This is a genomic window from Enterobacter sp. 186315, from assembly GCF_053290175.1.
On record NZ_JBPTTK010000008.1, the window covers coordinates 105,154 to 118,550 of the forward strand.

A 13,397-nucleotide genomic window follows, 5' to 3' on the forward strand; every position below is an offset into this window, starting at 1 on the left:
ATGTCGAAGATAAACCTGAGCCTATTACTGGGCATGGTCGTACTGATTTCTGCGGTTAGCCTTTTCTTATTCCACCCTGAAAGACACCAGGAAGAGGGATTTGGCTGCCAGTCGGATACGGTCGCATGGAAAACGTATTCAACGGGAAATTCAGCAGGTATGTCATTAACGACGCTGTTTCTTTTTAACAGCAAGGATGTTGCCACGGTAATTCACAAAGGGGTATTCACCCGAGGCGATAAACGCTTTCTCATTGATCGAAACTACGTTCTCAACGTTGAGAAAGTTGCCGGTGGTGATATTTACTATATTAAAGGAAAGAAGCTGAATAAATCTGAAGATGATGAAGCGCCGGACGGAGTCGTCAATGAACTGCTTCTGGATAACATCGACTTTTTTTATGTTTCTAAAATCAAGAACCAGGCGTGGATAATTAAAGGGCTGGTGCTGCCGATAATGATGTGTGTAGCCGTGCCGACCTCCTGATATTCTCCAAAAGATAAAAATAGATGTTTTTCGATTAGTCGGAAAGTGAGCGTTTTATTCATTGTGTAACAACAAGATGCGGCCGCGTTTTGTTATTTTTAATCCTTTCTCCAGAGAGGGCTGAAATTTTCTGTATTGCCTCGCTATTTTTCGGCTGCCTATACTCCACCCCGAAAAAGGGGCTCCCCTTTTTTAAACATCTGGATTCTTTTTTGAAGGACTAAATAAATGAATAAACTGAACGCTATCGTTCTGGGCTCACTGCTGTCTCTTTCTGCCCTGAGCGCTGTTAATGCAGCGGAAACTACCGCTTCTGCAACCTGGCAGGCTTCTGCAACGAAAGACAGCGATTCCGATCTGGTTATTACGCCAACGCGTGCGCTTAACTTTGTTTATAGCGCAAATACGAAAGCCTTTAACACCGACACCGGTCTGTTTGATGTGGTTATTCGTGGCGATCACTCTTCTGCAACCAGCTTCAAGCTGGAAGCGATTGTCGACGACTCTGACAACACCCTGTTCAGCGTTGGCGGTGAATCCACCAAGCTGAAAGTGGGCGCGCGCTTTGGTGGGACCGATCTGGGCTCAATCGGTGGCACAGTGGGTGCGAAATCAACCGCATGGACAACCCTGGTTGACTCTTCCAACAACACTGGCGTTTCTTCAGGCCTGTGGAACCTGACCACCAGCGCAGGTGCGGCGGCGGATACCGAAGTGACCGGTCAGGACAAATTCGTGTTCTACGTCGACTCCGCACAGGACAGCACCGGTGCGGCGAAAGAGTTCAAAGACCTGACCAACAGCCTGTGGGAAGGTACTGTCTCCGTTGCGTTCCGCGCAACCTGGGGCTAAGAGCTGACAGTTACAGGGGCGTAAGCCCCTGTTTAGGGAAATATCATGTTTAGCCTCAAACCCATTTTCTTCTTTTTATTATTTGTCTCTTCTTCCGCGCTGGCGATTAACGTGGGCAAAGTCACCACGATTATTCCAGCCGATGCGGACTCCATCGCCAAGGAAATAAAAAACGAAGCGGACAGCGTGCGCATTATTTCCGTCAGCGCCCAGCGTATCAGCAGCCCGATGGATGAAGGCGTGGTGATTAATCCGGAGAAAACAGACGAACTGTTGCTGACGCCCACGCGTATGGTCATGCCCGCCGGGACCAGCAATATCGTCAAGTTTTACTACCACGGTAATGAGGATGACCGGGAGCGCTACTACCGCGTGACCTTCATTGATGAAGGGGTTAGCGAAGATCGGGACAACGGCTCGCAAAAGAATGGCAAAGGCATGACCCGCGCCGTGGTGAGCACCATTCTGGTGGTACAGCCCCGCAAGAAGAACCTCGATTTCGTCTACGTAGCCGGAAAAATAACCAATAAAGGCAACACCGCGTTTCGCGTGAACGCGAGCGGGACATGCCTGAAGCCTAATCCGGAATCGCCGACCACGCCGTGCGTCAAAAACTTTTACCTGATGCCGGATACCTCACGCGCGATCGAGGATATCAACGTTACGGACAGCCATTTTCATCTCGGAATTTGGGACCTGAAACAGTTCATTCCTGTTAAGTAAGGATGCATGGTGAAAAATAAATTAGTGTTGCCGGTGATGATGGCGTGCACATCCGGCCTCCTGCCCGCGTATGCGCATGCTGCCTCCAGCTCCGTGGTTATCGCTAATTACCGTTTTCCCGACGCGCTCTATGCCCTGCTGGAGCAGGGGATCAAAATCCCTGTCTATTTGGTTAATACCCGTCCGAATGCAGCGCAAAAGGCGAGCGGCGCGCGTGACGTGAGCGACTATGTCCGTATTGGCGACGTGACGATTTACGCGAAAGATCTCCAGCTCGGGCTGCGCGACGTGCAGGTTCAGGAGTCTGACAACGGTATCCGTCTGTCGAAGGAGATGCGGACGCTGCTGCAAAGCATCAACGGCAAACAGTTTGACGAGCATATGCGTATTCCGGTGAGCGCCGGATCGGCGTTCGAGCTGGATCAGAAAAAGATGCGTCTGCTGCTTAACCTCTCCCGGCGCGACTACGGCGTCAATATCCGTCCGCGCGAGGTCGATATCGATGCCCCCGAGTCGGACGATCTGAGCGGCACGTTCTCCTATAACCTTGGCGCGTATCACACCGAGAGCGGCTACGGCAATAGCTGGTCATCCGGCTATCTCAACGCCAAAAGCTGGATCTCTATGGGGGTCGATCACCTGCTGGTCGATGGCTCCGGCTATGTTAACGAGAGCAGCAGCGACACCCAGATGAACGCGGTGATGTGGGAGCGTGACTACCAGGGGATGCGCTACGCCGCCGGGATGCTGAACGGCTGGGCAATGCAGTCGCTGGCCAGCGTCAGCGGGATTTCCGGTGGCGAAGTGTACGGCGTATCGGTGGGGAACCAGGCCAACTCGCGCAAGCGGGACAACACCCTCTCCCTGACGCCGGTGGTGGTCTATTTCCCGACGGCCGGGGAAGCCCGCATACGCCGCGACGGCCAGCTTATCGGCATTCAGCGCTTTGACGTGGGTAACCACGAAATCGACACCAGCGCGCTGCCCTACGGGATCTACAGCGTGGAAGTCGAAGTGGTCAGCGGCAGCCGCACCGTGTCGCGCAGCATGTACACGGTGAATAAACCGTTCACCAATAACGTGTCGGAATCGCTGCGCTGGCAGACCTGGGGCGGTATTTATAGCCGCGACAAATCCGTCGTCAACTATAAGAAGTACGCCAAAAAGAAAAACGAGCAGGACAACACCTACTACTACGATTACGACACCAAACATAAAGACACCATGTCGCTGGTGGGCGCCTCCTTCAGCAAGCGCAGCGGGATAGTCGACTGGAACGCGTCCGGCTATATGATGCGCGAACATGTGGTCAGCGAACTGTGGGCCTCCCTGAACCTGACCGGGTATTTCTCGGTGAATACCCAGACGATGGCCGCCTCTGACGGCACGTACCGCGCCAACTACGGGGCTAACCTCAGCCTGCCGTGGAATATCGGTTCCGTCTGGTACTCCCACGAGCAGCTCTCCAGCGGCAAGTTCCTCGATATCTATGAAAACAAAGGCAACACGTGGGGCGCGTCGTTCAGCCTGCCGTCGTTTGGCCTGCCTTCCGCCGGGAACCTGAGCCTGATGCGTCAGGAAGACGACGTCTACCGCTATAAACGCTATCAGATTGACTACTCCCAGGGGCTTTATGCCGGTCGTTACGGCACGGCGCGCCTGCGGGTGGGGATGTCGCGCAATAAGTACGAAGGGTACTACGAAGAGAAAGACCGCTACGTGATGCTCGACTTCTCGATCCCGCTGGGTAACACGGTGTCGGTGGGCGTGTCCCATAACCGCGATACCGGCACGGCGCTCAACGTCAGCGCCAGCCGCCAGTTTGAAGGGGATTACCTGAAGTCGGTCACCGCCAACGTTTCAAGAGCCTTTAGCAGCAGCCAGGATCGCACGGTGAGCGGCGGCGGCAGCGTGAGCTTCGACACGCCGTGGAACAGCAACATCCTCAGCGTGCAGAGCGGCACCAGCAAAGGCTGGAACTCCACGCTGACCAGCGACGGCAGCGTCGGCTGGTCAAAAGAGGCGATTGCGGCGGGTAAAGGGACCGACAGCGCCGGGGTGATTGTTAGCACCGGGCTGAAGTCCGACGAGTCGCTCACGCTGAAGCTGAACGGCCGCACGGAGCGCATCAAGGGCGATAAAACCTGGCTGTCGCTGCCGGCCTACCAGGCGTATGACCTTGAGGTGATGAACAGCGAAACCGGCACCGAAAGCTATGACATCGGCGCGAATGCCCGTCGGCATATCACGGTCTACCCGGGGAACACGGTGGTGATGAAGCCGCAGGTGAAAAAAATCGTCACCCTGTTTGGTCGCCTTGTTGATGCCAGCGGCAACCCGGTGAGCGCCACGCAAATCAAAAACCACGTCGGGCTGACGCGCACGGAAAACGACGGTCGCTTCGTGATTGACGTGGACAAGAACAATCCGGTGCTCAGCATCGCCACGCCTGACGACAGCGTCTGCGAGGTGCGTCTGGATATCGAGTCCAACCGCGGCGCGCTGTGGCTTGGGGACATCTCCTGCGATAAGGGCGATTTCGTCTGGCAGGAAGCAAAAGGAACACGGGAACGTGAAGATGAAAAAGATATTCGCTCTTAATCTGCTGCTGTTAAGCGCGGCTGCGCAGGCGCAGCAGATGCCCTACTTCGCGATCAACAACCCGGACAACAACGGGACGGGCAACACGGCGGCGCTGTTCAGTCTGAACAGTACCTCGACCGCGTTTTTGCACGGATCGCGAGAGTGGCCGACCCTGAGCGCCAAAACCAACAACGGGATTGCCACCTACATTCCGGACAACAGCTTTACCGGCCCCGCGGGCAGCGCGCTGACCATCAACTTCAGCGTCACCGGCTCCAGCGCCTCCCCGTTCTTTAAAGGCACCGCGTGCTCTTCAAGCTGCGGCACCACGGGCTATACCGCGACGACCAGCTACAGCGACACCGCTATGGTGGTGAAACCGCCGGTCATCGAGCCCGGCACCTCCTATGGCCGCTGGGTGCTGGGGGATCCGTTCTTTGAGTATCTTCTCAACGCCGCGCCCGGCAACGAGGTGACGATTACCTCAACGCCGCAGATCAGCTCTATCAATAAGGTGACCACCACCAACACGCTGCACAAGGTGGGAACGTTGACCATGACCAACTCGCGGGCGCTGGATCTGGGGATCGACCCCATCAGCGGCGAGGTCACGATTGTCGATGGTTCCACCGGGGCGACCTGTACTAAGTACACCCGTAATACGGTGTCGGGCGTGCTTTGCGAACTGCTGGAATATACCTTTGTCGGGGAGGATATCACCGGCTATAACCCGGGACTGGCGCTGACGTCATCCCGCGTTAACGGCGTGCTGCAATCGCACATGAACGGTGGAACGGGCCTGGCGGCGGAAATCACCTTTGACGAGAGCAACTGGTACAGCATCTCCGGCGGCATCCTGAGCGACACCCGCGTGCTGGCGAATACCTTCCTCGCCGCGCCGCAAAAGAACGGCGGCAAGGCGTACCTGAAAATCTTTTTACCGAAGGCGCTGATTTTGAGCGTGGCGCAGGCGGGGGATGGTAGCAACATTGGCAATATCGTCAGCCTGTGCCTGACGCCGGGCAACAGCTCGCTGGCGGCGGACTTCTGCTTCCAGCCTGGCGGTGGGCTGGTCATTAATCCTATCCAGCCAGGGCTTGCGATTGTGCCGGATAGCCCGGACTACACGCTTGACCCTAACGGCCTCGGTGGCTCCGGAAAGGGGACCATTGGCGAAGCGCCGATTGAGATCCCTTACACCATTACCTACAGCGGCGCGCAAAAAGACGCGGCCATTGCGGTCACGGTGAAGGTCACCGGGCCGACGCAGAGCCTGAACGGTGTGGACTACTGCGCATTTAGCGGCAACGGCTTCACCGTGCCGATCCCCGGCAACGTGCTGGTGGGTAAAAGCCAGGCGCTGATGGCGCATAACTGCAAAGGCGAAGCGCTGTCCATTCCCGCTCCCGCCACCCATGCGGAAGAGTGGGACAAGGTAAGCTCCGGCGTAACGGACATGTGGCTGTGGAAAACGCCGCTGGTATTACAGTTTGTGATGAATAACCCGGTATCGAAAACAACCTATGACGGTAATAGCTGGTTTGGCGAAGTGACGGCGCAGGGACGAATTGACGTCAGCGCATCCTGGAATTAAACAATGACGACTGGAAAATTCCTGGCTATTTTCGCAATAAATTACTTCATTTCCGTAAGCGCAAATGCTTTAATTATTGAAAGTCTAAATATTGATTTTCTACCCGAAAAAGAAGTTGTATTTCAGCCAATAAAAAATGATACCAGCGTCCGGCAGAATTATACTGTTTCGCTTATTCAGGTCGATGTGCCAAAAGAGCACGGAAAAGAGACTGAAATAAAAGATGGTGAGGTGATGTTCTCGCCTAAACAGTTAACGCTGGAGAGCGGCGAGCGGGCCGGTTTTAAGTTTTATTACACCGGTCCGCACGACAGTAAAGAGCGCTATTACCGCGTTAAATTCACCGAAACGCCGCTCCAGGCGCGGGTTGTAATGAGCAAAGGCCAACGCATCCAGTCGGATGTGGTGGTTTCGCTTGAGGCTATTTTAATTGTCCGCCCATGGACAAGACATTTTGATTATGCGTTTAGCAACGGGGTGGTGAGTAATACTGGGAATACCTGGTTTAAATATGTCTCCTCGCAGGGATGTAGCTCACAATATAACGATTCAAAATATCTTCCGCCGGGTCAACGGCTGGAAATAGACAATTACGCGCAGCCCGCAAGGCGGATGATTATTTATGGCAATAAAATCATTCCGCTTTCAAGCTGCCCGTAACGACCGCTTCCTTCATAAAAGGAAATTAACCTTTGGCGCAAGCTGAAGATTTACAACTACAGGAGAATAAAATGAAAGCAATTTCATTCGTAGAAGCGAAAGACATTATCGGTGGTGCATTAAACCCGTTCGCTGGCCTCGTTAAAGGTGCACAGCTGGGTTATGACACCGGTGCAAGCATCATGGGCATGGTAGGTGGCGTGGTTGGCGGAGTTCTGGGTGGCGCAATGGGCTTCCTGGGCGCGCTGGTTGGCAGCTACAACTAATTCAGATTAACAGGAAGACAATCATGCAAGTTATCGATTTCAAAAAAGCACAGGCCATCATCGGTGGTTGGGATCCGTTCGCTGCTGCGCTTCAGGGCGCAAGCGCTGGCTATAACGCGGGCAGCCAGATGTTAGGCGCGCTGGGCGGCACCATCGGCGGCGTGTTTGGCCTGGTGGGCGGCTTCATCGGCGGTTTCTTCAGCGCATAAGTCTGTAGAACGTTGTAAGTATGGCCCGCATTGCCGGGCCATTTTTTTATTTCAGCCACGGATAATTATGTTTTCGCTTTTTCAGTATAAAAAAAAGGGTAAGACACCCGTTATTCGCCAGCATGAATTTACCGAGTGCGGGCTGGCCTGCCTGGCGATGGTGCTGGGGCACTATGAACACCATGTCTCCGTCAGCCAGCTGCGCAGGGAACTGTCGGTCTCTGCTGAAGCGGGAACCTCGATGGCGGAGTTAATGACCCTCGCCAGCGATAAAAATATGACGGGTCGGGTGCTTAAGGGCGAAATCACTGAAATTGAAAGCGCCGAACTGCCGCTCATCGCCTTCTGGCGCGGCAATCACTTCGTGGTGATCGTGAAGGTCGACGGCCGCAGCGTCACGGTTCACGACCCGGCCAGCGGCGTGCGACGCTACAGCCTCAAGGAGGCGCAAAAACTCTTTTCCGGCTACGTGCTGGAGCTCAAGCCAACGCCGCGTTTCGACAAAAAATCGCCTGACGACACGCTCACGCTGGGCCGGCTGGCCAACAAATCCCCGAGCCTGTTCCAGCGGCAGGTGCTGCTGTTTGTGCTCTCGATTTTTACCCTCATCACCATGCTGGCCAGCCCCACCTACGTGCAGCTGATCATGGACGAGGCCATCTCGCGCAACGACAACGATCTGGTGATTTTACTCACCGCGATTTTCGCCATCGTCTTTATTTTTGAAGTCATCGGTAAGTTCCTCAAGCAGATACTTGAGATCCTGATGCGCAACATTGCCTATGACGACCTCAGCCAGTCGGTTCGCCGCTATATGCTGCGCACCCAGACCGGCTGGTTCCGCAGCCGCCCGCCGGGCATCGTGCTGGCGATTGAAAAATCGCTCCACGCCTGCGCGGAGTTCATCAGCAACGGCTATGTGCAGATCCTCTTTTCCAGCCTGATCGCCTTTACCAGCCTGCTGTTTATGCTGCTGTATAACGTGAAAATCGCGGTACTGACGATGCTGCTGATGGGGGTATTCTTCCTGATCCGCTTTTCGCTGATTGGCCCTTACCAGCGCGCGGTGGACGACTCCATCGAGCGCACCGCGAAGTATGAGTCGCTGCTGGTGGAAACGCAGAAGGGGATTATCACCCTGAAGGCCAACAATATGGAGCAGGCCCGGGACGCGGTGATGGACAAATCCCAGCGCGAACACATTGCCGGGCTGATGCGCAAAGAGCGCCTGCTCGCCCGTTTTGACGTCGCCTCGCTGCTGGTGATCAACGCCGAGCAGCTGCTGGTGGTCTGCTTCGGCGCCTGGCTGATTCTGGAAGGGCAGATGAGCATCGGGATGCTTTACGCCTACATCAGCTACAAACGCTATTTCTCCGATGCGATGGTGCAGGTCGCGCAAAAGCTACTGGACAAAAATGCGCTCAAAGGGCCGCTGGATCGCGTTGGCGACCTGCTGTTTGCCCCCTCAGAAGCCAGCCAGTTTGGCCGGAAGATTGTGACCTCGCCCGTCAGTCTGGAATTTGAGGATGTCTCTTTTGCCTATCCGGGGCGCGAGGCGACGCTTCAGCACATCAACATGACGCTGAAGCAGGGGGAAGAGGCGGTGATTGTCGGCCAGAGCGGTTCCGGGAAGACCACGCTGCTGCGCCTGATCTCCGGGATGCTGCTCTCTACCTCGGGCAGCCTGCGGATCAACGCGATCCCCATTACCGAATGCGATCTCTCCTCGCTGCGCCAGCATATCCGCATCGTGCACGCGGACGATATTCTCTTTACCGGATCAATTCTGGATAACCTCTCCTGTTTCGACAGCGCCCCGGACAAAGAGCGGGTGATTGCCGCCTGCCGCCTGGCGGAGATCGACCACGTTGTGGCGCGTCTGCCGCACGGCTATGAAACGGAGCTGCTGCCGGGGAACACCTTTTTCTCCGCCGGGGAGATGCAGCGCCTGGTGCTGGCGCGCGCTCTTTACAGCCAGCCGAAGCTGCTGCTGTGCGATGAAGTGACGGCAAACCTCGATAAAACCACCGCCCAGAAGGTGCTGGCGAACCTGCGCGGTCTGGGAATTGGCCTGGTGTTTGTCACCCACTCCCCGGAGGTGGTCGGCTGCCACGGACGGCTCTACACCATGGAAAACGGCACGCTGCGGGAGAGTGAGCAATGATGTTTCTGCCCCGACTCTACGCCCGGCTTTGCGCCCGGCAGGCCGGACGCACCCTGCTGGCAGGCCGGATAACGCAAAACTACAGCCAGTTTATGCGCTGCCCGGAGGCTGACGTCCCGGCCGATTTCCTGCGCCAGAACGCCCGGGAGATGAGCGGTTTTAACTTCGTGGAGCAGATCTTCCCGCCCGCGCTGTGGCGGCGCAACGTGCGCTTCGATCTCCACGCCCGCGTGGCGGACTTCACCCGCGAGCAGGATTTCTATGCCCGGCCGCGCACCCTGCTGCTTGGCATGCGCTGGGCCGGGTTTGGCCTGATCGCGGATGCGCTGCTCGCCACCGCGCCGGAAGACGTGCGCTTTCAGTTTGTCACCCGCCATCCCGCGCTGCACAAGCTGATGGCCGCTCACGAAGGGCGGCGCGCCGGATCGTTTTTCGCGCCGCATCGGCTGGTAACCGTGCTGCTGATGGATGAACGCCTCCCGGATGCGCCGCTGTTCATGACCCGCGCGGGCGACCAGAAGGCGTGGCTAACGGATGTCCCGACGCGTTTTTTAACGCGCTACGGATACGCGGTTCGCACGCTGGTGCCCACCTGCTCGCTGCACGCGGCGGAGTTTGGGTTAGAGAGCCAGACGTATGCCCCCGCGGACTACCGCCAGGCCGCCACCGCCACGCTGAACGCGCTGCGTAACGCCCCCACGCTCTGGAGTGCATGGGACGATCTTTCAGTGATTTATCATGGATGACATGTCGTGAAATTAAAAAACCGAAACCGACAACGTCGGGCGCTAATTCCGCACCATTTTTCAAAGAGCTACGAGATCAACGCCCCGCGCCTGAAGGGCGTGCTGACGCTGTTTATCTCCTTTTTTCTCTGCCTGCTGATCTTTTCCATCGTCTTTAATTTTTCGGAGACCACCCTGGCGCGCGGCGTGCTGATCCCGGCCCAGGGCGATGTGGAAGTCCGCGCCAGAGAGTCCGGCACCATCGTGGATTTTGCGGTGCGTCCGGGCCAGTACGTGAAAGAGAATGACCCGCTTTTTACCGTTTCGCAGGACTACGGCGGCAAGCAGGGGTCGGTGGTGCAGTTCGACCGCGAGCAGATGGAGGCGGAGAAAAAGCGCAGCGAGCAGCGCGTGCAGACCATCGAGGATTCGATTGCGGCGTACCGCAAAAACCTGGCGCAGCAGCTGGACATTGCCGATCGGCAGATAGTGGTCTCCCGCGATAAGGTGAAAAAGCTGCGCGCGCTGCTCAAAAACAGCACCGACACCTATGAGGCGTGGAAAGCGATATCCGGCAAAGGGTATGTTTCAAAGGTGGATCTGGATAAAAGCCACAACGACGTGCTCAACGCCCAGCTTAATTTGACCCTGGAAGAGAGCACCATTCTCGACCTTGAGGCGCGCAAAACCAGCCTGACCGACAGCACCCAGTCGCAAATTGACTCCCTGAGCCAGGAGCAGCTGTACGTGAAGAACCGCATCAGCGAAATCGAACGTAACCTCTCCAGCCGGGGCAGCTCAACCATGGCCATGCTGGCGCCCGCCGATGGCTACGTGGTGGCGATCAACATCCCGCCGGGCCGGGCCATAACGCAAAACAGCGAAGTGGTGGTGGTGATCCGTAAAAACACCGCCGCCTCGATGGAGGGGTATCTCTACGTGCCCGCCACGGGGGTCGGCCGGGTCGCGAAGGGGGATAAGGTGAAGCTGCGCTTTGACTCCTGGCCGGTGGATAAATATGGATCGGTAGAGGCCACGTTATCCGATTTTTACGAGGTGAATATCGACGCCCATTCGGCGCTGATCCCGCTTCAGGAAGGGCAGAACTACTACCTTGCCAAAGTGCGGGTGCCGTCGTGGTTTACCGACCCGGACAAGAAAAAGCGCCTGCTGATGGGCGGAATGACGGTCAATGCCGATATCGTTATCGATCGTAAGCCGCTCATCAACCTGCTGATCGCGCCGCTGGAGCGGGTGCGCAAGCGGTTTATTGATTGACCCGATTTCATCGGTTATCGCCCTTTAGCCCACATTGCTAAGCGGGGCACCGGGCTATCCTCCTTATCACACCAACCGGAGGATAGCCCATGAACATCACCCATATTCGTAACGCCACCCAGCTGATTACCTACGCCGGAAAACGTTTTTTAGTAGACCCCATGCTCGCGCCGAAAGGGGCTTACCCGGGTTTCCCCGGCACGGCACATGCGGATATTCGTAACCCCACGGTCGAGCTTCCCGTTGACGTCAACACGCTGCTGGACGCCGACGCGGTGATTGTGACCCACACCCATGACGATCACTGGGATCAAACCGCTATTGATCTGATCGCCAAAGACAAGCCGATCTACGTGCAAAACGATCGCGATGCCGCGCTGCTGCGCAGCCAGGGCTTTACCAACCTGACGGTGATGACCGACGACACGGCATTTGGCGATATCCGCATCATCAAAACCCACGGCGGCCAGCACGGCACCGACCGCGCTTACGCCGTGCCGGAGCTGGCGGAGCGGCTGGGCGAGGCCTGCGGCGTGGTGCTGCGCCATCCCGCTGAGAAGACGCTCTGTCTTGCCGGGGATACCGTCTGGCGCGACGAGGTGGCAGCCGATCTGCAAAAGCACCAGCCGGACGTGGTGGTTCTGAACGCCGGCTATGCCCACGTCATTGGTTTTGGGCCAATCATCATGGGCCAGGAAGACGTGCTCAACGTCCATTTCCTGCTGCCGCAGGCCAGCATTGTGGCGATCCATATGGAGGCCATTAACCACTGCCTGTTGACCCGCAGCGCGCTGCGTGAATACGTTGAAGCCAACCAGGTGAGTGACGCGGTGAGCATTCCCCAGGATGGTGAAACCGTTATATTCTGAGCGTATTAAAGGGAAGGGAGGGGACAGATGTCGCTAATCAACGTTGCCATTGTGGCGGTGGACGGGTTCAGCCCGTTTCACTACTCCGTTCCCTGCATTCTGTTTGGCGATTCGGTCTGTGGCGAAAAGCGCTTTAACGTCACGATCTGCGCCGAAACGCCCGGTTTTCTGACGTCAAAAGACGGATTTGGCCTCAACGCAACAGAGGATTACTCCGCCTTAGATCGGGCCGATATCGTCGTCGTTCCCTACTGGCAGCACGTCCTTGAACGTCCGCCCCAGGCGCTGCTCGACGGCCTGGTGCGGGCAAGAGATAAGGGCGCGGAAATCGTCGGTCTGTGCCTGGGGTCATTTGTGCTGGCCTATGCAGGCATTCTCGACGGCAAGCGCGCGGCCACCCACTGGGAGTTCGAACGCCAGTTTCAGTCGCTTTTCCCGAACGTGCGGCTGGATATCAACGCCCTCTACGTAGATGACGGCAATATCATCACTTCCGCAGGCACTGCCGCCGCGCTGGACTGCTGCCTGTACATCATTCGCCAGCGTTTCGGCAGCATGGTCGCCAACCAGATTGCCCGGCGGATGATCGTGCCGCCGCATCGCGAGGGCGGGCAGGCACAGTTCATCGCCCAGCCGGTGCCGAAAGATACCCGGGACGGGCGAATCAACTGCCTGATCGACTATCTTCAGCAGCACATTACCGAACCCCATAGCCTGGACTCGCTGGCGGAGGTGGTTTCAATGAGCCGCCGTACCCTGACCCGCCATTTTGTTAAAGCCACGGGGATGAGCGTCGCCGACTGGCTTACCGCCGAGCGCCTGCGCCGCAGCCAGCTTCTGCTTGAAGCCGGGAACATGCCGATTGAGAGCGTGGCGGAGCTGGTAGGGTTTAATTCCGCCGTCACCTGGCGACAGCACTTTAAGGCGCGCTTTGGTGTCAGCCCGGCGGAGTGGCGCAAGACCTTTCGGACTCGTTTGTAGGCCGGGT

The 13,397-nt window shown here is 56.9% G+C and carries 13 protein-coding genes; all 13 read left to right on the plus strand.

All coding sequences use genetic code 11. The features are described from left to right. The 13 genes from ACSVHP_RS11475 to ACSVHP_RS11535 all read left to right on the plus strand — a co-directional run bounded on the left by ACSVHP_RS11475 (position 1) and on the right by ACSVHP_RS11535 (position 13,390). Positions 1 to 486, plus strand: a complete 486-nt coding sequence (locus ACSVHP_RS11475; protein ID WP_447551979.1) for a hypothetical protein — start codon at positions 1 to 3, stop codon at positions 484 to 486. A 228-nt stretch (positions 487 to 714) separates the two neighbouring features. Beyond that, entirely contained in the window at positions 715 to 1,338 is a 624-nt protein-coding gene (locus ACSVHP_RS11480; protein ID WP_234674108.1) for a common pilus major fimbrillin subunit EcpA, read from the plus strand. 45 nt (positions 1,339 to 1,383) lie between these two features. Next, a complete protein-coding gene (locus ACSVHP_RS11485) occupies positions 1,384 to 2,061 on the plus strand; it encodes an EcpB family pilus assembly chaperone (protein ID WP_234674109.1) in 678 nt (225 codons plus the stop codon). Between the two features lie 6 nt (positions 2,062 to 2,067). After that, positions 2,068 to 4,662, plus strand: a complete 2,595-nt coding sequence (locus ACSVHP_RS11490; protein ID WP_447551980.1) for a CS1-pili formation C-terminal domain-containing protein — start codon at positions 2,068 to 2,070, stop codon at positions 4,660 to 4,662. Then, positions 4,640 to 6,238: a receptor gene (locus tag ACSVHP_RS11495; RefSeq protein WP_447551981.1), complete on the plus strand. Its 1,599-nt coding sequence runs from the start codon at positions 4,640 to 4,642 to the stop codon at positions 6,236 to 6,238. Before ACSVHP_RS11490 ends, ACSVHP_RS11495 begins: the two co-directional genes overlap by 23 nt. Before the next feature lie 3 nt (positions 6,239 to 6,241). Further along, on the plus strand, positions 6,242 to 6,898 hold the full coding sequence (locus ACSVHP_RS11500; RefSeq protein WP_234674112.1) for a hypothetical protein: 657 nt from the start codon (positions 6,242 to 6,244) through the stop codon (positions 6,896 to 6,898). A 71-nt stretch (positions 6,899 to 6,969) separates the two neighbouring features. Further along, positions 6,970 to 7,164 carry a hypothetical protein gene (locus ACSVHP_RS11505; RefSeq protein WP_022646586.1) on the plus strand — a complete coding sequence of 65 codons (195 nt, stop codon included), beginning with the start codon at positions 6,970 to 6,972 and terminating at the stop codon, positions 7,162 to 7,164. 23 nt (positions 7,165 to 7,187) lie between these two features. Beyond that, the gene (locus ACSVHP_RS11510) at positions 7,188 to 7,373 is read left to right on the plus strand and encodes a hypothetical protein (RefSeq protein ID WP_013094847.1); all 186 of its coding nucleotides are present in this window, start codon (positions 7,188 to 7,190) and stop codon (positions 7,371 to 7,373) included. Between the two features lie 67 nt (positions 7,374 to 7,440). Then, complete coding sequence (locus ACSVHP_RS11515) at positions 7,441 to 9,537, plus strand: peptidase domain-containing ABC transporter (RefSeq protein ID WP_447551982.1); 2,097 nt, start codon at positions 7,441 to 7,443, stop codon at positions 9,535 to 9,537. Next, the gene (locus ACSVHP_RS11520) at positions 9,534 to 10,283 is read left to right on the plus strand and encodes a hypothetical protein (RefSeq protein ID WP_417313534.1); all 750 of its coding nucleotides are present in this window, start codon (positions 9,534 to 9,536) and stop codon (positions 10,281 to 10,283) included. Before ACSVHP_RS11515 ends, ACSVHP_RS11520 begins: the two co-directional genes overlap by 4 nt. Positions 10,284 to 10,289: 6 nt before the next feature. Beyond that, positions 10,290 to 11,540 carry an HlyD family secretion protein gene (locus tag ACSVHP_RS11525; protein ID WP_417313533.1) on the plus strand — a complete coding sequence of 417 codons (1,251 nt, stop codon included), beginning with the start codon at positions 10,290 to 10,292 and terminating at the stop codon, positions 11,538 to 11,540. 89 nt (positions 11,541 to 11,629) lie between these two features. Next, positions 11,630 to 12,409 carry an MBL fold metallo-hydrolase gene (locus ACSVHP_RS11530; RefSeq protein ID WP_447551983.1) on the plus strand — a complete coding sequence of 260 codons (780 nt, stop codon included), beginning with the start codon at positions 11,630 to 11,632 and terminating at the stop codon, positions 12,407 to 12,409. 27 nt (positions 12,410 to 12,436) lie between these two features. Then, entirely contained in the window at positions 12,437 to 13,390 is a 954-nt protein-coding gene (locus ACSVHP_RS11535) for a GlxA family transcriptional regulator (protein ID WP_447551984.1), read from the plus strand. Positions 13,391 to 13,397 lie beyond the last annotated feature (7 nt).